This is a genomic window from Mycolicibacter acidiphilus (assembly GCF_018455725.1).
GTDB lineage: Bacteria > Actinomycetota > Actinomycetes > Mycobacteriales > Mycobacteriaceae > Mycobacterium > Mycobacterium acidiphilum.
In genome coordinates this window covers 42631-64041 of the sequence record NZ_JAHCLR010000004.1, presented here as the reverse complement: position 1 = coordinate 64041, position 21411 = coordinate 42631, and the positions used below count along the sequence as shown (strand labels likewise).

Here is a 21411-nt window from a genome sequence, read left to right as displayed (position 1 = left end):
CGGCACAGCCTGATTGGCGTTACGCTCGACACCATCAAGGCTGCGTACCGGAGGGTTTTTCATGTTCACGGTCGAACTTCAAGCCAACTGTTCCGATGCGGCACACGCCGGCAACGGGTATGTCCTTTCCCGGATCGCCGACGACCGGGCCGGCGCCGAGGAGATCGCCCGCGAAGAACTGCGCCGCCAGGGCGTGCCCGCAGACCAGATCGAGTCGGCGCTGGCAAACATGCGGCACTACTCGGCGGCGGATGTGGTCGATGATCTGCACGCACCGGCGTTCACCCCGGAGAGCGGCGCCCACGACTTCACCCTGCGCATCCTCGAATCCTGATGCGCCGCAACTGATCTGCCCTACGCGCTGAACCCCGCCGGCAGCACGGCGGTGTTCCCAGCATTCACCCGGGAAACAATAAACGGATTCACATGCTCATAATTCGTATCGTGACACGATTATTGTTGTAAGGTTGCCCGGCGGTCGCACGTTCACCAGCCACAGGAGGCAACCGGGTCATGGCAGAGGCCAGAGCAGATCACGAGCGCGAGCAGCTCGACACGACGGTCCCCGAGTCGGGACGGGTCGCGGTGCTGAACCACCGTGACGAGCTCAAAACCGCCGGGGACGTCGTCAATTTCGAGACCTGGGCGGGCGGCCTGGACCGTGCCAAGATGGCCATCGCCCCCCGTGTCCGGGTGGGCCGGGACAAGTGGTTCAACCTGCTGTGGCTGATCCCGATCGGGTTCGTCGGTCTCGTCGCCGCGGTGGCGGTCGCCAAATATCTGGTGGGCTTCCCCGAGGTGCAGGAGTTCATCCACCGCAACCCCGGCGTCGTTCCCGACCCGCAGCGCCGGCCGGGGATTCCGGCCTGGGCCGGCTGGCAGCACTTCTTCAACCTGTTCCTGATGACGTTCATGATCCGGTCCGGCATCCAGATCCTCGCCGACCATCCGCGGCTGTACTTCACCCGCAACGCCACCCCGAACGAGCACGACTGGCTGCGGATCACCACGCCGGCCCCCGATGACGAGTTGTACACCGCCAAGGCCGATTCGGTGGGGCTGCCCGACCAGCTGGGCCTGCCCGGGGTCCGGCACGCGATCGGGCTGGCCCGCTGGTGGCACCTGGGCACCGACGTGCTGTGGCTGGTCAACGGCGCGGTGTTCTACGTGTTGCTGTTCGCCACCGGGCACTGGCGCCATCTGGTGCCGACCAGTTGGGACGTCTTCCCCAACGCGGTTTCGGTGGGGCTGCAGTATCTCTCGCTGAACTGGCCCGTCGACAACGGCTGGGTCGCCTACAACAGCCTGCAGCTGCTCGCGTACTTCTTCACGGTGTTCATCGCCGCGCCGGCCGCCCTGCTGACCGGACTCGGCATGGGCCCGGCGGTGTCGATGCGACTCACCCACATCAGCAAGCGGCTGAACATCCAGCTGGCCCGCTCCCTGCACTTCCTGGTGATGGTCTACTTCCTGTTCTTCATCCTGGTGCACGTCACGCTGGTGTTCGCCACCGACGCGGTGCGCAACCTCAACCACATGTTCGCCGCCCGCGACGACAGCAGCCTGATCGGCTTCGGGGTGTTCAGCGTGGCGCTGGTGGTGACCACCGTGGCGTGGGTGTGGGCCACGCCGTTCACCTACCGTCATCCGCGTGTCGTCCAGAAGGTGGGGTACGCGCTGATCGGGCCGCTGCAGCACGCGTTCGAGTTCGTCAACCCCGAGCCGGGTGCCTTCACCGAGAAGCACATCTCCCCGTACTTCTGGCACAACGGCACCTACCCGGAGACCGTCGAGTACAAGGAGCTGTTCTCCGGCGACTTCGTCGACTGGCGGCTGCACGTCTACGGGCTGGTCGAGAATCCGGTGGACTTCTCCCTCGATGAGCTGAAGGCACTGCCGTACCACGAGCAGATCACCCAGCACTTCTGCATCCAGGGCTGGTCCGGGGTGGCCAAGTGGGGCGGGGTCTCGATGAAGACGATCCTCGACATCGTCAAACCACTGCCCGAGGCGAAATGGGCGGTGTTCTACTCGATGGCCCCCGGCTCGGACGGCGGGCTGTACTACGACTGCCATGACATGCAGCAGATGGACCACCACCTGACGATGCTGGCCTACAAGATGAACGACGAACCGCTGAGTTACGGCCACGGGGCACCGCTGCGGCTGCGCAACGAACTGCAGCACGGCTTCAAGATGGTGAAGTGGCTCGGCGGCATCGAGTTCGTGCGGCACTTCAGCGAAGTCGGCAGCGGATACGGCGGGTACAACGAGGACCACGAGTACTTCGGTTACCGCCAGACCCTGTAGTGCGAGCCGCCGTTGGCGTCCACGGGCCGCGTACCCTGTGACGAGCAGACTCAAGCGACGGGAGAAAACCCATGGGGGACCGCGGCATCCGAAGGTCCGTGCGAGCGGTGGCGGCGATCGGCGTCGTCGTCGCGGCGACGGCGACCGCATGCAACGAGTGCGAAGAGCCTTACGAGGAGCCCGCAGACCAGGTCACCCAGACCATGGTGCCGGTCGTCCCGCCGCCCGCCCTCACGGTCCCACCCATCGAGCCGGCCCCCACGTCGGTTGAGACTCCCCCGGTGCCCGAGACACCGGCGCCGGCGACAGGCCAGCCGGAGAGCCCGCCGCAGAGTCAGTGGTCGCAGGCCCCCGCACACCCGGCGGTGCCCCGGGTTTCGGTGCCGCCTGGCGTTCCCGCGATCCCGGCGATCCCGGCGATCCCCGCCATTCCGGGGATTCCCGGCTGGTAGCCGGCGACCGGACCGGCCGCCGCGTCGCCTAGACGCCCTGCCAGGCGGCGTCGAGGCGTTCCGCGACGTCGATGACCTGGGCCTGCTGCGACTGCGGATTGTCGATCTCGTCGGCGACATAGGCGGCGATGAAGCGCCGGATCTCGCCGTCCACCCCGGCGAAGATCCGCAGCAGCTCACCGCGGAGCGAACTCGAGGACACCTCGACGGTGATGTCCGACGGCCGTGGCTTCGGCACGTCGATGACCAGCAGCAGCGGCTCGGCGGCGCGGGCAGTGGCGCGCAGGGCGATGTCGCCGTTCACCGTGAACCGCTGCTTGTCCAGCCGCAGATCGATGAGCAGGTCGATGGTGAGCGGAATGTGGATCGCGAACGTCAGCATGTCTCCGGCGTGCCGCGTGACGACCGGCTGGAGCACCTTGACCTTCGCAGTGACCAGCGCGATCTTCGCGGGCCCCTGTCGCATGGGCGGCATCGTGAACTCGTCACCGGCGATCGCGGCGAGGGCGCCCGCGACCCGCTCCTCGGTGACCGCGATCTCGAAGAACCTACGGCCGAACTCCTCGTAGGTCAGGTAGCTGTGGTTCTGCATCGGCTCCTACCGTCTCACGTCCCGGTCGGCGACAGGCGTTGTTCCACCTGCGCGTCGCAATCTTCCCGCACCGGATACCCCCGTCATCGGGTCGGGTGTTCGACGTCGACGGCGGCGGTGGCGACCCGGCCACATCGGCGTAGCGCCGACGGTCAGCACCGGCCCGCACCCGGTGACATTCCGGGATTCACCGCACCGGTAGCGGTCCGGTGAACTGCCTTCGACACCGTCGATGCGGGCGTGAATTTCACCTGAATTCGTCATGGCCGAATCGACAGAAATGGCAGCCGGCGGACGATACGTGCACTTCAAGGCCACATCAGGGGCTGAGCGCGTTTATCGGAATGAAAATCAGCAGCCCTACCTGCGATTTCTCCCCAATTCGTAACATAGGCCGGAAAAATATCGCCGCGTGACGCCCGCCACAGATTTTGGCGACCTCAGATCGCCATTGTTACTGTGCCGGGTCATGTTTGGTCTTGAAGCTCTGATGGCCCTCATCCACCAGGTTTCGGGCACGCCGTACATCACCGGCGGGGACTCCCCGGCCGGCACGGATTGCTCGGGTCTGGCCTCGTGGGTGTCGAACGTGGCCACCGGCCGACCGGCCTTCGGCAACCGGTTCCACACCGCCAACGAGGAGTCGGCGCTGCTGGCTCGCGGCTTCCAGTACGGCACCGCCCCGGGTGCGCTCGTCGTCGGCTGGAACAGCCGCCACACCGCGGTCACGCTGCCCGACGGCACTCCGGTGTCCAGCGGCGAACCCGGCGGGGTGCGGATCGGCGGCGGCGGCGCCTACCAGCCGCAGTTCACCCACCACATGTACCTGCCGATGGAGGCCGGGCCGCCCGCCGAGGAGGCGCCGTTCGACGCCTTCCCGCCGCCCGCGCCCGAGCCGATGGCCGCGCCGTTCGAGCCGCCGTTCGAAGCGCCGGCGCCGTTCGAGGCCCCTGCACCGTTCGAGGCCCCGTTCGAGCCGCCGTTCGAAGCCCCGCCGCTGGACGGTCCGCTGCCGGACGAGCCGCCGGCCGAGCCCGGTCCGCAGCCTTGCGAACCGCGGGACTGAACCAACCGATCGCCACCCGAACCGTCCTGAGTCGACTCAGGTTGGTTTCCACATCGAATGGTCGACTTCGACCCGTTCGTCGCTCACGGTGGCGTTCAGCCTGGTTTTCGAACTCCCAGTAGCCACGCCTCACCCTCACCTTCCCCCTCGGCGATCAGCTCCAGGTCGGCGAACGCGCTACGCAGTTCGCCGGGCGCCGCACGAAACGAGCCGTTCGGCCCGCCGACCCGGCTGAGCACGGTGACCGCCAACAGGCCGCCCGCCGCCAGCCGATCGGCCATGGGCCGGTAGAGCCGGGTGTCCCGGAACCGGGCGCAGTAGACGACGTCGACGGGCGGGCCGTCGGGCAGGCCGTCGTCGAGGTCGACGACCGTGAACCGGCAGCGGTCGCCCACCCCGCTGCGTTCGGCGAGTTCCCGCGCCTGGGCGACGGCGACCGGGGAGACGTCGAAACCGGTGACCTGCATACCGCGGCGGGCGAGCCACACGGCGGCGGTCCCGGGCCCGCAGGCGATGTCGACCGCCGACCCGGCAGTCGGGAACGCCCGCACGTGCGGCAAGAACACCGTGGCCGGGGCCACCGCGTCCGGTTCGGGTGCGCCGCGGCCGACGTATCTCTCGTCCCAGTGAGCGCGGTCGTCGTCGGTCACCCGCGGCGTCCGGGTCAGGCGGCCAAATAGAAGCAGTCCACGCCGGCGGCGGCCGGGTGGGCGGCGCCGTCCGACAGGAACGCCAGGATCGCCGGCAGGTTGGCCTCGATGAGCCGCGCGTCCTCGTCGCGGAACCGTCCGGTGGCCAGCAGCCCCGACAACGCTGCGGCATCCGGCGCCAGCGACAGCAGCTCGACACCCACCGCTACCCCGGCCGGATCGAGGTCCACAGTGACCGTCGGCGAAACCTCCACCGCTGCACCGACTCCCCTGGCGTCCACCCCGAAGTCGATGTAGGCGGCCTGTGCCGCGCGGTCGATCTCCATGCGGGCTCTGGTCACACTCACCCGACCGACGCTACGGCGGATCCGCCCGGAACACCAGGGTGATTCGCGTAGGGTGGCAGTGACGTTTTGGGGGTTGCCATGACGACCGCATTCGTACTCTCCGGCGGCGCCAGCCTCGGATCCATCCAGACCGGGATGCTGCTGGCGCTGGCCGACGCCGGCATCGCACCCGATCTCATCGTCGGCACGTCGGTGGGTGCGGTCAACGGCGGGTGGCTCGCCTCCCGGCCGGACCCGGCCGGGGTCGCCGGGCTAGCCGACGTGTGGCGTTCGCTGTCCCGCCACGACGTGTTCCCCACCCGGCCGATCGCGGGTCTGCTCGGATTTCTGGGGCAACTGCCGAGCCTGGTCCCCAACACCAACCTGCGGCACCTGCTCGCAAAGCACCTGGAGTTCACCCGCCTCGAGGACGCCCCGATCCCCCTGCACGTGGTCGCGACCGACGTGCTGTCCGGGCACGACGTGCTGCTGTCCTCCGGCGTTGCGGTGGATGCGATCGCCGCCAGCGCCGCCATTCCCGCGGTGCTGCCACCGGTCCGGATCAACGGCCGCGACCTGATGGACGGCGGCGTCGTCAACAACACCCCGTTGTCACACGCGGTCCGTCTCGGCGCCGACACCATCTACGTGCTGCCGACCGGGTATGCCTGTGACCTGTCGACCAGCCCCAAGGGGGCCATGGCAATGGCGTTGCACGCGTTGACACTTGCGATCAATCAGCGGATCGCGGCCGACATCGTCCGGTTCGAGGGAACGGTCGATCTGCGCGTCGTCCCGCCGCTGTGCCCCGTGCACATCTCGCCGATCGACTTCTCGCACGGCGCCGAACTCATCGAGCAGGCGCAGGCGGAGACGCAGCGATGGCTGACCCAGCCGCCGGCCACCGGCCAAGCGGTGCTGCTCGCACCGCACCGGCACCAGCACTAGGAATAGAGGTCGTCGAGCAGTCTGCGGCGCACCCGCCCGGCCGGTGACTCCGGGTCGCTGGCGGCAACGATCGCATAGCGCCACCGCGGGCCGCCGTCGGCGATCCCGTCCAGCACGGCCGCCACCGATGCCGCGGGCAGTCGCATCGACAGACTCCAGCGGGACGTCGCCGCGGTGCCGGCTCCCTGGGCCGTCGGGGCCAGCGTCGCCAGATACTCGCCGTGGCAACTGCACTCATCCGCGCCACAGTTCACTGCGGCCTCGATGAAGAGGTGCATCAACAGGTCGGTGTCAACACCCAGTCGCTCCGCGAGCGTGTTGCCGCGCAGCCAGGCCAGCACGGTCCGGGCGTCATCGTCGGGCGTGGTTCCGCGCGGCCAGACCCGGACAGCGTCGACGGCGTCATCGGCGGCGTCGGGGTGCCGTTCGATCGGGGTCGCCACCCCGAGTTCGGTGACCCCGCCGGCCGACCCGTCGGTCTGGACCAGACTCAGCCGCAGCCAGCAGCCTCCGGCCACCGCATGCGCGACGCCGTCGCCCGTCGGGTATCGCAGCGGTTGCCCCCTCGGCACCTCCGCGGCCGGGCCGGATCGCCAAGCCTCGTACACCAATTCGCGCGTCGTCATCGGCCGCCGCTGGCTTCTTCGTTCAGCTCTGCGGCTGGACCCGCGGGCAGATGTTGGATCGTGCGGCATCCACCACCCGGTCCGCCGTCGGATTCGGGATCTGCAGATAGACGGCGGTCTGCTGGACGATCAGGCTGGTCGGGTGTGACGGCAACTCCAGACAGATCGCCCGGCCGGCGGCCAGCCGCGGCGCTTCGCTGCTGGGCGGGAAGAACCCGCGGATGTCGGTGAGGAACGCGGACTCCCCGGCATTGGGGTAAGTGGACCGGCGCTCGGTACAGAAGAGGATGTCCGCGCTGTTGCCGCAGTAGTCGGGGTCGCGCGGGTTGAGCGGGTCGGCGTGCGCCGGTGCGACGGCGAGCAATCCGCTCGACGCGACTCCGGCAACCATCAGCGCCAGTGCAGTTGGTTTCACGTCCCCAGGCCTTTCTGTCCTCGGTGCTGACGCTAGCAGTTGCCGACGCACGGCCGGGCCGTTGTCGCCGGGGGTGAACTCAGCGGATTACGACTCGTCGCCGTAGCATCGCCGTTATGAGCCGAGTCCTTCGCTGCGCTGCGCCGGCGCTGGTCACCGCCGCCATCACTGCCGCGGCCGTTGCCGGGGCCGGCCCAGCGCAGGCGGATGACGCCGGTTTCCTGCGCTTCCTGGCCGAGCACGGTTACACCGGGCTGTACGCGGGCGGTGAGCCGATCCCGCAGTCCAGCGTGCTCGCGCTGGGCCACATGGTCTGCGAGAACCTGCACGTCGGCGTGACGGTCGAGCTGCAGCAACCCAATTACCCGGCGTGGCCGCAGTTTCCGCTGATCGCCGACGCCGCACAACGCGAATTGTGTCCCAGCGGGCTCCGCTGAGGTAGTAGGCTCGCCTAATGACAATTTCAACGCGGTCGGGGAACACGTTGATGAAGTTCGGGTGCGCGGCGCTGATTGCCGGTACCATATTCGCCGGCCCGGCACAAACGGTAGCGTCCGCATCGGTGCAATCCGCTACACCAATCCAGTTGACAAGTGCCGAATCCGTGCACACACCACTCGGCGACGGGCCCGCTCTCGTCATGGGCGCCTCCGGCGTTCCGTTGCCGTCTTCACAGTGGGTCGAGACCGCCACCGACCTGTACCTCAAGCCATTCGGATTCACCGGCACGGCCGAAGCCCTCTACACACCCGAGTGGACCACCTTCCCGGATTTCAGTCTGGGTATCGGGGCCACGTTCCTCACGACCGCGATCATGTCGAAGATTCTCCTGGGGCACGTCGATGCCGACGACCCGGTGGCGGTCTTCGGGTATTCGCAGAGCTCAGCGCTGATCACCCAGACCATGCAGGGGCTGCACGCACTGGGCGTTTCCCCTGATGACGTGCACTTCGTGCTGGTCGGCAACGGCGCGAACCCCAACGGCGGCCTGCTGTCCTCCCTCAATCCGTTCCCGGGCAGCCAGCTCACGTTCCCGAGCCTGAACTTCACCCTGGGCGCGTCGACGCCGGACGACCTGTATCACGCCGACGTCTACACGATGGAATACGACGGCTATGCGGATTTCCCGCGCTATGCACTGAACACATTTTCCGACCTCAACGCCGTGATGGGCATGTTCTATTCGCACCTGATGTATCTCGGACTGAGCCCCGATCAGATCGCAAACGCCATTCAGTTGGACACGACCCCGGGCGGGCTCGTCGACTACTACATGATTCCGTCGGAATACCTGCCGCTGTTGATGCCGGTGGCGTTGATGCCGGTTATCGGGAAACCGCTCTACGACCTGCTGGAACCGGACATGCGCATCATGGTCAACCTGGGATACGGCAGCATCACCGACGGCTGGAATCAAGGACCGGCCAACGTGGACACCCCGATAAGCCTGTCCCCATTCGCGCCGGACACGAATTGGTCGGACGTATTCACCGCTCTGGGCAACGGCTGGACGCAAGGGGTGAATGCGGCGATCGCCGACCTGCAGGACCCCGAGACCTATAAGTCGATCCCGCTGGTGGACCAACCGATATTGCAGCCCATCGTCGACGGGGCGTACGGCGCCGGCTTCATCGACGCCGCGCACCCGCCCACGGACTGGCAGTTCCTGACGTCCTGGATGGGTACCTGGTTCAGTGACTTGAGCGGTTCCGGCAGTTCCTTCTCGTGACCGTGACACCGGCGGGGTGACCGAGTCGTCGCCGTAGGATCGGCTGATGCGCCATGCGATTCATCTGCCCCTGTTCGGTGCGCTCTCCGACCCGCAGACGATCGCCGAGATCGCCGGGGTGGCCGAACGAACGGGCTGGGACGGGCTTTTCGTCTGGGATCACGTGCTGAGCCCGGTCGACGGGGAATGGGAGATCTCCGACCCGTGGATCGTCATGGCCGCCGCGGCGACGGTGACCGACCGGATCCGGCTGGGCCCGATGGTGACCCCGCTACCGCGGCGGCGGCTGATCAAACTGGCGCGGGAGACCGTCACGCTGGACCGGCTCAGCCGGGGCCGGCTGACCCTGGGGCTGGGCACCGGCCGCGACAACTGGCGGGAGTACTCGGCATTCGGCGACGACGGCGATCCGCGGCACCTGGGCCGGGTGCTCGATGAGGGCGCCGCAGCGCTGACGGCGCTGTGGTCCGGGGAGACCGTCACCCACCGCGGTGCGGTCGTCGTCGACGGTGTCCGGATCGTCCCCGGCCCGGTGCAGCAGCCGCGGATTCCGGTCTGGTTCGGGACCAACCGCACCGCCGGAGCACCCATCGAACGGGCCGCCCGCTACGACGGCGTCTTCCCACTCGGTTGGCCGAGCAGTCTGGACGCCGACGGGGTGGCCCGGATCGCGGCGGGCATCACCGCGATCCGCGGCAGCCGGGACGGGTTCGACATCGCGGTGGGGACCCGGCCCGGGCAGGCCCCCGAACAGGATCTGGTGGCGGCGGGCGCCACCTGGGCGATGCACGAATTCTGGCCCGGCGACGGCCCCGAACAGGTGCTGCGGGTGGTCGAACGGGGTACGCCGACCTGACCGGCCGGCGTGGGTTCCCTAGGGTGTAGTTCGAAGGCACGGCGCGGCAGACCAGGAGATCAGGTGCACATCCACCGCGGCAACATCGTGTTCACCCCGACACCACAGGACTTCGTCACCGTCGAAGGCGGCTACCTGGTGGTCGACGGCGGGACCATCGTCGAGTGCGTCGAGGAGTTGTCGGACGCGCACGCCGGTGTGCCGGTGACCGACCACGGCGACCGGCTGATCATCCCGGGGTTCACTGATGCGCACGTGCACGCCTCACAGTTGCCGATCACCGGCTTGCAGTGCAGCACCGAGTTGATCGACTGGTTGCACACCCTGACGTTCCCGCAGGAGTCCGGCCTGCACGATCCGGACTACGCCGACGCCGTCTACACCCAGTTCGTCGACGCGTTGCTGCGCAACGGGATCACCGGTTCGGTGGTGATGGGCACGATTCACGACACCACCGGGATCCTCGTCGACAAGCTCGCCGCCGCCGGCCTGCGAGGCTGCGTGGCGAAGGTGTCCCGGGATCAGAACACACCGGAGGACTGCCGGGCCGACACCGTGCAGGAGATCGCGGACTCCCGACGGTTCATCGAGGACAACCTGGGCAAGTCGCCGCTGGTGATACCGGCGATCGCACCCAGCGTCAGCATGGTCTGTTCGCGCGAGTTGATGGCCGGATTGGCCGAGCAGGCAGCCGAATTCGACATCCCCTGCCACATGCACCTGGCGGAGAACCGCACCGAAGTCGAGCTGACGCTGAAGATGTACCCGGACTGCGCCGACTTCGTCGAGACCTATGAGCGCGCAGGACTGATGAAGAACGCGAACACCGTTGTAGCCCACGCGATTCACCTGACCGACCGGGAGAAGCAGGTGATCCGCGACACCGGCATCCTCATCGCGCACTGCCCGCACTCGAACCTCAACCTGCTCAGCGGGGTGATGAAACTCGCCGAATACCACGACCTGGGCATCCGGGTCGGCCTCGGCAGCGACATCTCGGCGGGGCATCAGCTCAACATGTTCAGCAACATCGTCGCGGCGATCCAGTCCGGTGCGATGAACGTCCTCACCGAGCGCACCTCCCGGCCGGTGCTGGCGGCTGAAGCGTTCTACTGCGCCACCAAGGGCGGTGGATCATTCTTCGGCCGGACCGGAAGTTTCGAACCCGGCTATGCCTTCGATGCGTTGATCGTCGACGACTCGATGTGGACGCGCTACAAGCAGATGTCACTGGCGCAGCGCATCGAGAAACTCATCTACTGCGGCGACGACCGCAACGTCGAGCACGTCTACGTCGAGGGGCGGCGGCTGCGATGAGCGAGCAGCGGCCGCGTCGAGGTCAGGAACTGCTGCTGGATCCACTGCGGACCAAAGGCACCGCATTCAGCCAGGACGAGCGGCGCGAACACGGCATGCTGGGACTGCTGCCGGCGGCGGTGAAGACGATCGCTGATCAGTGCGAGCACACGTATCACGAATTCTCCACGCGGCACAACGATTTGGACCGGCACATCTACCTGCGTGCGCTGCAGGACCGCAACGAAACCCTGTTCTACCGGCTGCTGCTCGACAACATCGCCGAGATGCTCCCGATCGTGTACACCCCCACCGTCGGTGAGGCGTGCCAGCGATTCGGGGAGATCTACCGGCGGCCCCGCGGACTGTTCGTGTCGTACCCGGATCGGGAGCACCTGCGGGAGGTGCTGCGCAACCGGCGGGCGGAAGAGGTCGACGTCATCGTCGTCACCGACGGGCAGCGCATCCTCGGCCTGGGTGATCAGGGCATCGGCGGCATGGGCATCCCGATCGGGAAGCTCTCGCTGTACACCCTGATCGGCGGGATCGCCCCGGCGCGAACGCTTCCCATCGTCTTGGACGTCGGCACCGACAACGCCGACCTGCTCAACGACCCGTACTACCTCGGTTGGCGCCATGAGCGGATCAGCGACGACGAGTACTACGCGTTCGTCGACGAGTTCGTCACGGTGGTGCGCGAGGAACTGCCCGATGTGCTGCTGCAGTGGGAGGACTTCGCGACCGCGCACGCACTGCCGCTGCTGACCCGGTATCGCGATGAGATGCTCACGTTCAACGACGACATCCAGGGCACCGCGGCCGTCGCCGTCGGCGCACTGCACGGGGCGGCTCAAGTCGCGGGGCGTCCGCTGGCCCAGCAACAGGTGGTGATGTTCGGCGCCGGTTCGGCCGGTATCGGGGTGCTACAGATGATCCGCCAGGAGATGGTGGCGCAGGGACTATCCGATGCCGAAGCGGCACTGCGGATCTGGGCGATCGACATCAACGGGCTGCTGACCGATGACCGCACCGATCTCTCGGCAGCGCAGCGCCGCTTCGCCCAGCCGGCGGAGCGCGTCACGGGGTGGGGCGGGCGGCAGTTGGCCGACGTCATCCAGCACGTCGACGTCGGGATCCTGCTGGGGCTGTCGACGGCCGCCGGGGCGTTCACCGAGGAGATCGTCCGCGCGCTGGCGGCGAAGACCGACTCCCCCATCATCTTTCCGCTGTCGAACCCGACCAGCCGCGCTGAGGCGCACCCGCAGCAGATCGCGGATTGGAGTGACGGACGCGCCCTGGTCGCGACCGGGTCACCGTTCCCGCCGGTGCAGGTCGGCGGGCACACCCGCAAGGTTGCGCAGTGCAACAACGTCTACATCTTCCCGGCCATCGGGCTGGCGGTAACGGCGGTGCGGGCCACCCGGGTCACCGACAACATGATGCGGGCGGCGGCGATGACGCTCGGGGAGGCGTCACCGGCGCTGGTCGACCGTGGCCTGCCCCTGCTCCCGGATTATGAGGATCTGCCCGAGATCACCACGCGGATCGCGACCGCGGTGGCGCTGCAGGCCGTCCGGGACGGGGTCGCCCCGGAACCGGCCGGCGCCGACCTGGCCGCACTGGTTGAGCGGACCCGCTGGACACCGGATTATCCGGGTTAGCCATCTGTGTCGCAGGTGCGCGCCGGCGGCACTAAAGTACTGCCGGTGGGAAGGCGCAGGTTTGTCCGGAACTGCGGCCGGGGGCTGGCGATCGCCGCTTCGGTCGGGGTCTCCGCGGCGCTGATTCACGCCCAGGACGCCAGTCCCGCGACACCCGCCACCGCGTGCTGCACCCAGACGCCCGTCGCGCAACCGCCCCAGCCGACGGCGCACCCCGCGACGCCGGAGGGGCCGCGGATGGCCGCCCCGGAGGAGGCCGCCGCACTGACGGCGAACGTGCCGAACGTCGGCAATCCGCAGACGTTCTCGCTGGCGCTGCCGACCGGTGTCGCGCAGGAGGGCGGGCTGCAGGTCAAGACGATCTGGGCGGCGCGCACCATCGGGGTGCTGTTCCCGGAGATCACCACCATCTACGGCTATCGCCAGGATCCGCTGAAGTGGCACCCCAACGGGCTGGCGATCGACGTGATGATCCCCAACCCGCACACCGACGAGGGTATTGAGCTGGGCAATCAGATCGCCGGCTACGCGCTGGCGAACGCGCAGCGCTGGGGTGTCTCGCATGTGATCTGGCGGCAGAAGATCTATCCGGGTGTCGGGGCGGGCAGTTGGACCGCGGATCTCGGCAATGAGACCGCCAACCACTACGATCACGTGCACATCGCGACCGACGGCGGCGGCTACCCCACCGGGAACGAGACGTACTACGTCGGCTCGATGAACCCGACCGCGCCCGACTGAGCCTGCGCCGACTCAGCCGCCGGTGATCATCGCGACCGCGATCAGCGCCAGGCCCATCCCGGCCACCTGCATGCGGTGCACCCGTTCGCGCAGCACCACGATCGCCAGGATCACCGTCGCCGCCGGGTACAGCGCGATCAGCACACTGCCCAGCGACAGCATCGACGAATGCAGTGCCAGCAGCATGGTGACGTTGGCGGCGGTGTCGAGCACCGCGGCCAGCAGGGCCAGCCGCATCGGGATGCCGGTCGGCAGCTTCAGGTTGCGGGTGCCGGCGGCCATGATGACAACCAGGACGGTCGCCGCGGCCCGTGCGAACAGCAGTGGCCACAGCCGCGATTCGACCGGTGTCTGATCGATCAGCACGAAGTTCAGCCCGAGCGCCAACCCGGAACCGATCGTCAGCCAGGCGACCTTACCGGTGAACGGGTGCGGCTTGACGTCCTCGTCGGTGGCTTGCCGGCTGATCAGCACCACCGCGACCAGCGCCAGCGCGATGCCGCCCAGCGCTACGGGACCCGGTCGCTCCCCCAGCGTCATCCCGACCGCGATCGGGACGGAGGCGTCCACCAGCGCCGACAGCGGGGAGACCACCGAGATCGGCCCGGAGCCGAGGGCGGCGTAGAACCACCAGATCCCCAGCGCCTGGCTGATCCCGCCGAGGGACCCCCAGATCACGGCATCGGCGGTGATCGGCCCGCCGGCGGCCACCGCCAACGCCCCCAGCAGCACCATCGCCACCGGGGTGGACACCAGCACCACCCGCAGGGCGGCGATGCGACGCGACGCGATACCGCCGACGAAGTCACTGACGCCGAAACTGGCGGCGGACATCAGCGCATAGGTCGGCCCAGCAGACGGCCCGGTCAGCATGTCTTCCTCGTATCTCGACAGGTCTGTCAACCGCGTGACGTGGGCCGTCGCCGTGGTCTGAGTTGATGGGCGCCGGCACTGCCGGATGCGCTCGACTCAGCAGTCGCGAGAGTACAACCAGGCGGTGAACACAACGTGACGCCACTGGGCGTTGACCAAGGAATTCAGCGCAAATTCATTCGATCATGGTGAGCCGAACCCGTCAGTGCCGATCAGCCGCCCTTGAGCCAGTTGTGGTAGGCCTCGGCGTGGTTCGGGCACAGGTCGGTGAGCATGAGGTCGAGCACCCGGGCCTTCTCATAGGAGGTCATCCGCTTCATCGGCATCAGGTACTTCAGCGTCACCTGCTCGATGGTCGCGCCCTGATCCATCGCCGCGCAGACCTGGTAGCCGTCGGCGAGCATCGCGTTCGGGCCCCGCTCGTGCGACCAGCCCTCGGCGGCGACGTCACGCAGGAACTGATCCGCGTCGGCGCCGGCGGTTGGGCTGGTGAGCAGTGGCAGCGCCACAGCGACGATCGCGGTGGCTAGGGCGGCTGCGGGCTTCATCGGTATGTTCTTGCCTCGGGTACGGGTTTGCCGGAGCGTAGCAGCGCGGTGAGGCCAGTCGATGGGTGCTGCGATGCAACGGCACACCGGGTCGGCGCGGTGTGGCAGCCGCCGCGGCCGGATACTGGACCACATCTGGAACGCGCGTAGCGCCAGCCCGCGGAAGGAAGCGAATCAGGTATGAGCGCAATCGGCGAACAGGTTTGGCTCGTGACCGTAACAACGGAACCGATTGAACCCACCCACGAAAGCCCTTCGCTGACAGGGTATTTCATTCATTCCAGCCTTGCCACCGCCGCGGAGCGACTTCGGGAGACCCTCGTTGAACTCGGAATCGGCGACCTGTCCCCCGACTCATTCGAGCTGGAACTCGACGACGACGTCTACCACGGCAGTCGCACGATCGGCGACCAGCAGGTCAGCTACAAAATATTCGATCTCACCGTCGGCGAATGAGCTTGGCCGACACGGCGCGCCCGGCTAGACGAGAAGGACTCCGGCGCTGTGCGTGTCCGCCAGTTGCCTGATGAGGATCCGTTCGTCGTCGCCCATGGCCGCCTGATCCTCGTGACGCCAGTTGCGTTCATACCGCTGTAGTGCCTCGACGCCGGTGAGTTCGGTCTCGGGGCGCAACTGCCACGCGATCGAACGCAGTTGCGGGTAGCCCCAGGGTGAGTTGAGTCCAGCGGTTCACAGCAATCACGGGTGATATCTACGGGCACACGTCCGATGACAGCGCCCGCGCTGCGATGGACGCTCTCGCCAAACGACTCGGACACCGCAAGCCGAACCTGTCTGTGGCCAAGGACGCTCGGGACACCGCAAGCGCGGCGTCGAGCTAGCTGGTACCAGACAACTCATGCTCCACCGCCCGCCGAATCCACGCCGAGATTGAGCGGTCGTCGCTCTCGGCTGCCTTTCGTACCCGCTCCAGCAGCTCGGGAGGAAGACGAACGGGAACGGGGTCTGCCATCCGCCCGCGTCGGCGAATCGGTGCACCCTTCGGCTCTTGGTTCTCGGGTCGTGCGTAGAACTCATATTCCTGGTCTGGGGTCATCGGTCTCTCCTGTATTCGTCGGCTAGATTTTTGGAAGCTATGTAGCACCCGATAGGTCGACACTTGGTTGGGTTGCCTGTCCGTGACGGTGCTATCGGAACCACGAGAACCACTCCAGACACCTCCGCGCACATCAGCCAATGAGCTGGCGGGTTGGCTGGGTAGAACAGCGGGTCGGATATCCACACATCGAACACGTCGTCAACACCGAGACGCGGGTGCTTGAACAGATGCGCGGCCTGGGCATCAATCTCAAAAGGGTCGTAGTCGTCTAGCTGTTCGGGGTCCAGCAACTCGCCCACATGTGAAAGTGTAGTCGCTTCGACTACACGCGTCTAGCGTGCATATAGCAGTGCTCTAGTCGTTCAATCCTGCCCGTGGCGACCACCAGTGGGGGTCAAAATGTCGAAAGGGTGTCTCCGATTGCTCGAAAACACCCTCTGACCTGCGTCGGGCTGACAGGATTTGAACCTGCGACCACTTGACCCCCAGTTCTTTCCAGCACCTCTAGCAAACTCCGATTGGGCGCATTACAGCACGTAAATCAACGTTTTCAGATCATCTGAACTGGTCACGGATTCGGGCCAGTGGTGGTCAACTGTGGTGGTCAAAGATTCTGACCACCACTCCCCCGAAACGGGCTACATCGCATCCCAGGCAGCGTCGGCGTAGTCGTCGAACCTCCGGCGATTTCCGAGGGCGACTTCAAGCTCGCCGTCATCCATCGTCGCGAACTTCTCGATCCGGTGGGCGATGCCCTTGTTGATCCGCATCACCGTATTCTTGATGTCGCACGGCCCGGGTACATCGCACTCTAGGCATCTGCCGCCCTCGTCTGCGAGCATGTGGTCGATTGTCAGCTTCGTCAGCCCGGACATCCAGCGGTTCCGGGCTACGTACATCTGGCTCAGCTGCCGGTCGAGGGGTACCTCGTAGTCAGCCGCAGCGATCCGCTCCACCAGCTCGTTTTCAAGACCCGACAGAGTCTGCCTGGTAGGGCAGGGAACTTCCTTACGGCAACGTTTGCACGGTCCAGGGTCATCGGCGGCGTTGTGGCCTCTGGCTAGTTCGACCAAGACGGTTCGCCACTTGTCCAGCGACTCAGCTACCTGATGAATCTTCGCCTCGTAATCGATGCTGGACTCCGACTCCGGCTCAGGCGGTGGTGGTGGGACGAATCGCTTGGTCACGGTGGGGCGTTGACGAATCTTCCGAACGACCTGATCCTCCCGCTTCTTCGCACCGATGTGACGTAACAGTGCTTCTTGGCTCTTCACCGAGAGCATTGCGTCGTGTGCCTTCGGCGCGATCTTCGCCTTCGCCCTGGCGTTGAGATACTGGTTTCGGGTGAGCCCGTAGTAATTGCAGAAGGCTTGGACAGATCGTCTCGACAACGGTTCTCCGGACACAGAGGCGTCTCCTGGTGCGTCATCGCCGCGACCAAGACCTGTCTGACCCCGGATGTGACCGACCCCCTGCTGCTTGGGGCCGAACGCACTCTAGGCTGGAGCGGTATTCGCCAAAATACGCACCGAGCCCTGTCGGAGTCCGCTTCGGCAGGGCCTCGGCGTCTCTGGGCAGATCGTCTGATGCTGCCGCTCATGATGGTACTTCGCAGGTACGACAACACCAGGTGACCTTGTGGATAACTCGCTTGGTACTGCTACCGCCGCGGACCGGGTCTAGCTGTCCACTCCCAGCCGGGAAGGGCTTCCAGGCGTGCCTGCCGTTCCGCGGGCATCTTCCCCTGCACCCGTGTCGCCCGCTGCGTGGCGACCCACGGCCCAAGGTTGAAGCCGTCGTCGGTGGAGTGGGACTGCGCTGGGGAGGCGTTGCCGGTCTGCGCGGCGTACACCTGGAGTTGACGAAACCCTTCCTCCCACCAGGCGTCCCGAGCGGACACCGCCCATCCCGGTAGGGCCGCGAGCAGTCCCTTGCGGTCCGGCTTCAGCATCTTCCAACTGGCCCGCTGAACCCCGACCCACTGGCCGAGCTTGAAGTCCTCGTAGACGCAGTAGGTGGGAACCAGCGAGGTCCCGAACTCAGCGACGTACCGCCGAAGGCACTCGTAGCCTTCCTCCCACTGCGCGGACTTCGTGTTCAGCACCCAGCCGGGTAGCGATTCCAGCCGCTCCCGGCGTTCATCGCTGAGGGTGTCCCAGGTCTGCCGCTGGGTGTTGACCCAAATTCCGAGCTTGAACCCGTTGACCACGCACTTACTCGACGGCTGGGCCACGCCGTGCTCTTCGACGTACTCCGCGAGATACCGGAAGCCGTCCTCCCAGTACGCCGTGTGGGTGTCGTACGTCCATCCCGGAAGTGCTTCCAGCCGCTCCCGGCGTTCATCGCTGAGGGTCTTGCGGGTCGATTTCTGGTTGGCCACCCACGCGCCGAGCTTGTCGCCGTCCGCCGTGACGAAGGTCTGCGGCACCCGGGCGGTCCCGTACTCCGCGACGTACTCCTGGAGCATCCGAAACCAGTTCTCCCACCAGTCGCCGCGAGCATTGAGAGTCCAGCCAGGAAGTTGTTCCAGTCGCTGCTTCCGGTCGTTGCTCAGCTTGGACCAGATACGACGCTGCACGCTGACCCACTTGCCAAGCCGGTAGCCGTCAGGGGCTACGTAGGACTGCTTGACCTGGGCGGTGCCGTTCTCTTCGACATAGCCGAGAAGATGTTGATAGGCGATGTCCCACTGCGCATCAAGGACGTTCAGTGTCCAGCCGGGAAGGGCTTTCAGGCGTTCCTTCCGCTCCTCTGTCAGTTGATCCCAGGTCTTGCGCTGGCGTCGAATCCATGAGTCGAGTTCGATGCCTTCGACCTTCAGCCCTCGTGGTGGGCTCGTATGCCCGCTCTCTTCGGCGTAGTGGATGAGCGCCGCCAGGGACGCTTCCCAGAGCGTGACCCGGGCATCGAGTGTCCAGCCGGGTAGTTCTTGCAGTCGGTGCTTTCGATCCTGGGGCAGCGACTCCCACTTGGTCCGTTGCTTGCCCACCCACTTCCCGAGCCGGTAGCCGTCCCCACAGACGTAGTCATCGCGAATCCCGGCAGTCCCGTTCTCTTCGACGTACGCCTGGAAGTGGTCGAAGCCGTCCTCCCATAGATCGGCTTTCGGGTCCCAACTCCATCCAGGTAGCACCTCCAGAAGTCGTTGCCGATCCGCGCTGAGGCGACCCTTCGAGTAGTGGCCACGCTGGATCGTGATCCACTGACCGAGTCGGTACGCCCCTACTGCATATGACTGTTTGAGCAGGGCAGTCCGGTTCTCCTCTACGTAGTCGAGGAGAAGCCCGTACCACTCTTCCCATACTGCCGATGTCTGCTCGACCAGCCGTGCCTCGAACGCTTCGGCGAACCGAGCCTCGACGGTGATGGGGATATCGAGCTTGATCTTGGACGGCAGCTTCGGCGCGGCACGGTGACGGCCCATCTCCCGTCGCAAGCTGTCGATCTGCTCGGCCAGCTCGTCATCGTGCGCCCGCAGCGCCTTGATGATGTCCCACACCGGCTTGAACACCGAATCATCCAGCGCCACTTCAGGGTCTGCATCAGTGTCGATGAAGACTGGTATGACGATGGTGCCGATGGATTTGTCGTCGGACTTGCGGATAGCCCGACCAACAGCCTGCACGATGTCCACCTCTGAGCGGCGGGGATCGATGAAGGCAACCCCGTCGAGTGCGGGCACATCGACACCCTCGGCCAGACACCGTGCGTTGGCGAGCAGGCCGCGCTCGCCGTCGTCCAGACGGCTCAGGTGTTGGAGCAGCACGTGCCGTTCCCCGGCACTCATCTCACCGGATGCGTACTTCGCCCACAGCTCACCGGCTGGGCGCTGGTCGGCAGGCATCCACGCGATCACGTCGGGCAGTTCGGCAGCGAACTCTCGGGCCGACTTCACCCGCGAGTGGAAGCTGATCGTCCGCCGCAGGTTGTATTTCTTGATGGCCTTCGCCAGCCCGATCTGACCGGCCAGGCTGCGGGCGTCGGTCTCCGCGCCATCATCGCGGCGGACGAACCTGCCGGTCTCGGCCCACTGCCGGTAGGTGGCGTCGTCCACACCCACCACGGCCACCTGATAGTCGGTCAGCAGGTCACGACGGATCGCCTCGCTGAAGCCAAGCCGGTGAAACACGGTGCCAAACTTGGACCCATCATCCATCGAGGCCACTTCGAAATCGGATTCCCGGGCAGCCTTGACGATCCGCCCTGTGTAGTAGCGCGGGGTGGCTGTCATGAACAGCCGTCGCTCAGCCCTGATCGCAGCCCCATCGAGCACCGTCGCGAACTCCGACGAGACCGGGCCTGCACAGCGGTGGGCTTCATCAGCGATCACCAGGTCAAAGCCGGGGACATCCGCTAGCGCCTGCGCAGCCGCGATCCTCGGGGACGACTGGTAGCTGGAGAACACCACCCGGGGGCCGGGTTCACGCAGGAACGCTGCGATGTCGGTGGGGTCGGTGGTGACCGGCACACCCAGCTCACTGGCCCTGGTGATCGGCGCGTCCTCGTCACGACCAACAGTGGCATCCGAGCAGACCGGCAACACCTCGAATCCGCTAGCAGAGTTGGCCTGCCAGACCCTCATGGTCTGTTTGAGCAGCGACAGCGACGGCACCAAGACCAGCGTCCGGGCTGCGTTCAACTCTCCGGCGATGAACTGCGCCGTCAAGGTTTTCCCGGTGCCGCACGCCATGATCAACTGGCCGCGATCGGCAGTGCCGAATCCGGCGATCACCGCGTCGATCGCCTCCCGCTGATAGTCACGCGGCTTGGCCGGTTCGAGCGGCTGGGCGGGGCGCAGATCGGCCAGTGACTCCGGCCAATCCAGTTCGGCAGTGAGCAGGTCCGCCAGGCCGACGAAGCCGACCGGCTTCTCCTGGTCGTCGATGGTCCGCTGCGCCGTGCTGCCGATCCGGTCGGTGGTCGCGATCAGCAGCCGGTACGAGATTTGCGCCCGCGCAGACTCCGACAGGAAGGTGTTCACGTCCTCTTTGGTGACCGCGTTCCCCGCCGCGTACGCCTTCGACTGGATAGCCCACAGCTTCCCTGCATGATCTTCGGCCACCAGATCAATCCCGGCGTCGATGCCCCAGCGACCAGGCCATTCGTCCCACAGCCACACCTTGCGAAGAGCGGACTTGTAGGTCGGATCGTTGGACAGGAACCAGCGGCACACATGCTCGAACTCGCGGCCCCTGACCTGCGGGTCAGGGTCGAGCGTGCCGTAGAAGTCGGTGAATGTGGCCATCGGTTCATGACGCTACT

At 66.4% G+C, this 21411-nt stretch carries 23 protein-coding genes; 12 read left to right on the top strand and 11 right to left on the bottom strand.

What is annotated here, in order from left to right; all coding sequences use genetic code 11:
* The first annotated feature begins 61 nt into the window (after positions 1-61).
* From KIH27_RS03510 to KIH27_RS03500, 3 genes are all read left to right on the top strand, one after another.
* On the top strand, positions 62-334 hold the full coding sequence (locus tag KIH27_RS03510) for a hypothetical protein (RefSeq protein WP_214091541.1): 273 nt from the start codon (positions 62-64) through the stop codon (positions 332-334).
* Positions 335-513: 179 nt separating this feature from the next.
* Complete coding sequence (locus KIH27_RS03505) at positions 514-2310, top strand: molybdopterin-dependent oxidoreductase (protein ID WP_214091540.1); 1797 nt, start codon at positions 514-516, stop codon at positions 2308-2310.
* Positions 2311-2417: 107 nt separating this feature from the next.
* Positions 2418-2762, top strand: coding sequence for a hypothetical protein (locus tag KIH27_RS03500; protein ID WP_214091539.1), 345 nt, complete (start codon positions 2418-2420; stop codon positions 2760-2762).
* Between the two features lie 28 nt (positions 2763-2790).
* On the opposite strand, the gene KIH27_RS03495 is transcribed toward KIH27_RS03500, so the two are convergent.
* A complete protein-coding gene (locus KIH27_RS03495; protein ID WP_214091538.1) occupies positions 2791-3354 on the bottom strand; it encodes a hypothetical protein in 564 nt (187 codons plus the stop codon).
* A 469-nt stretch (positions 3355-3823) separates the two neighbouring features.
* Here KIH27_RS03495 and KIH27_RS23165 point away from each other — a divergent pair, with 469 nt between their 5' ends.
* Complete coding sequence (locus tag KIH27_RS23165) at positions 3824-4420, top strand: peptidoglycan endopeptidase (RefSeq protein ID WP_214091537.1); 597 nt, start codon at positions 3824-3826, stop codon at positions 4418-4420.
* A 95-nt stretch (positions 4421-4515) separates the two neighbouring features.
* Here KIH27_RS23165 and KIH27_RS03485 read toward each other — a convergent pair whose 3' ends face one another.
* Both KIH27_RS03485 and KIH27_RS03480 read right to left on the bottom strand, forming a co-directional pair.
* Positions 4516-5070, bottom strand: a complete 555-nt coding sequence (locus tag KIH27_RS03485) for a class I SAM-dependent methyltransferase (protein ID WP_214091536.1) — start codon at positions 5068-5070, stop codon at positions 4516-4518.
* 14 nt (positions 5071-5084) lie between these two features.
* Entirely contained in the window at positions 5085-5417 is a 333-nt protein-coding gene (locus tag KIH27_RS03480; RefSeq protein ID WP_214091535.1) for a DUF2283 domain-containing protein, read from the bottom strand.
* A 78-nt stretch (positions 5418-5495) separates the two neighbouring features.
* On the opposite strand from KIH27_RS03480, the gene KIH27_RS03475 reads away from it, so the two are divergent.
* On the top strand, positions 5496-6344 hold the full coding sequence (locus tag KIH27_RS03475; protein ID WP_214091534.1) for a patatin-like phospholipase family protein: 849 nt from the start codon (positions 5496-5498) through the stop codon (positions 6342-6344).
* Here the strand turns inward: KIH27_RS03475 and KIH27_RS03470 are convergent.
* Complete coding sequence (locus KIH27_RS03470; protein WP_214091533.1) at positions 6341-6970, bottom strand: hypothetical protein; 630 nt, start codon at positions 6968-6970, stop codon at positions 6341-6343. The genes KIH27_RS03475 and KIH27_RS03470 overlap by 4 nt on opposite strands.
* A gap of 22 nt (positions 6971-6992) precedes the next feature.
* Positions 6993-7361, bottom strand: coding sequence for a hypothetical protein (locus KIH27_RS03465; protein ID WP_250149507.1), 369 nt, complete (start codon positions 7359-7361; stop codon positions 6993-6995).
* Positions 7362-7501: 140 nt separating this feature from the next.
* Between KIH27_RS03465 and KIH27_RS03460 the strand changes: the two genes are divergently transcribed.
* The 6 genes from KIH27_RS03460 (at position 7502) to KIH27_RS03435 (ending at position 13668) form a co-directional block, all read left to right on the top strand.
* On the top strand, positions 7502-7822 hold the full coding sequence (locus KIH27_RS03460; RefSeq protein ID WP_214091531.1) for a DUF732 domain-containing protein: 321 nt from the start codon (positions 7502-7504) through the stop codon (positions 7820-7822).
* A 50-nt stretch (positions 7823-7872) separates the two neighbouring features.
* Entirely contained in the window at positions 7873-9114 is a 1242-nt protein-coding gene (locus KIH27_RS03455) for a PE-PPE domain-containing protein (protein WP_214091530.1), read from the top strand.
* Positions 9115-9160: 46 nt separating this feature from the next.
* Positions 9161-9970 carry an LLM class flavin-dependent oxidoreductase gene (locus KIH27_RS03450; protein WP_214091529.1) on the top strand — a complete coding sequence of 270 codons (810 nt, stop codon included), beginning with the start codon at positions 9161-9163 and terminating at the stop codon, positions 9968-9970.
* Positions 9971-10033: 63 nt separating this feature from the next.
* Positions 10034-11287, top strand: coding sequence for an amidohydrolase family protein (locus KIH27_RS03445; protein WP_214091528.1), 1254 nt, complete (start codon positions 10034-10036; stop codon positions 11285-11287).
* Positions 11284-12927: an NAD-dependent malic enzyme gene (locus tag KIH27_RS03440; RefSeq protein ID WP_214091527.1), complete on the top strand. Its 1644-nt coding sequence runs from the start codon at positions 11284-11286 to the stop codon at positions 12925-12927. The genes KIH27_RS03445 and KIH27_RS03440 overlap by 4 nt, the downstream gene beginning before the upstream one ends.
* A gap of 15 nt (positions 12928-12942) precedes the next feature.
* Positions 12943-13668 (top strand): VldE C-terminal domain-containing protein, encoded by a 726-nt coding sequence (locus tag KIH27_RS03435; RefSeq protein ID WP_372451297.1) that lies wholly within the window; start codon positions 12943-12945, stop codon positions 13666-13668.
* A gap of 12 nt (positions 13669-13680) precedes the next feature.
* Here the strand turns inward: KIH27_RS03435 and KIH27_RS03430 are convergent, their stop codons facing one another.
* The gene (locus KIH27_RS03430; RefSeq protein WP_214091525.1) at positions 13681-14541 is read right to left on the bottom strand and encodes a DMT family transporter; all 861 of its coding nucleotides are present in this window, start codon (positions 14539-14541) and stop codon (positions 13681-13683) included.
* A 212-nt stretch (positions 14542-14753) separates the two neighbouring features.
* Complete coding sequence (locus tag KIH27_RS03425) at positions 14754-15089, bottom strand: DUF732 domain-containing protein (protein ID WP_214091524.1); 336 nt, start codon at positions 15087-15089, stop codon at positions 14754-14756.
* Between the two features lie 180 nt (positions 15090-15269).
* Between KIH27_RS03425 and KIH27_RS03420 the strand changes: the two genes are divergently transcribed.
* Positions 15270-15545: a hypothetical protein gene (locus KIH27_RS03420; protein ID WP_214091523.1), complete on the top strand. Its 276-nt coding sequence runs from the start codon at positions 15270-15272 to the stop codon at positions 15543-15545.
* A 382-nt stretch (positions 15546-15927) separates the two neighbouring features.
* On the opposite strand, the gene KIH27_RS22380 is transcribed toward KIH27_RS03420, so the two are convergent.
* The 4 genes from KIH27_RS22380 to KIH27_RS03400 all read right to left on the bottom strand — a co-directional run bounded on the left by KIH27_RS22380 (position 15928) and on the right by KIH27_RS03400 (position 21394).
* On the bottom strand, positions 15928-16062 hold the full coding sequence (locus KIH27_RS22380; RefSeq protein WP_250149521.1) for a YlcI/YnfO family protein: 135 nt from the start codon (positions 16060-16062) through the stop codon (positions 15928-15930).
* Positions 16063-16142: 80 nt separating this feature from the next.
* Complete coding sequence (locus KIH27_RS03410; RefSeq protein ID WP_214091521.1) at positions 16143-16448, bottom strand: hypothetical protein; 306 nt, start codon at positions 16446-16448, stop codon at positions 16143-16145.
* A gap of 339 nt (positions 16449-16787) precedes the next feature.
* Positions 16788-17555, bottom strand: a complete 768-nt coding sequence (locus KIH27_RS03405) for a hypothetical protein (protein ID WP_214091520.1) — start codon at positions 17553-17555, stop codon at positions 16788-16790.
* Positions 17556-17809: 254 nt separating this feature from the next.
* Positions 17810-21394 carry a DEAD/DEAH box helicase gene (locus KIH27_RS03400; RefSeq protein ID WP_214091519.1) on the bottom strand — a complete coding sequence of 1195 codons (3585 nt, stop codon included), beginning with the start codon at positions 21392-21394 and terminating at the stop codon, positions 17810-17812.
* Between the last annotated feature and the right edge of the window lie 17 nt (positions 21395-21411).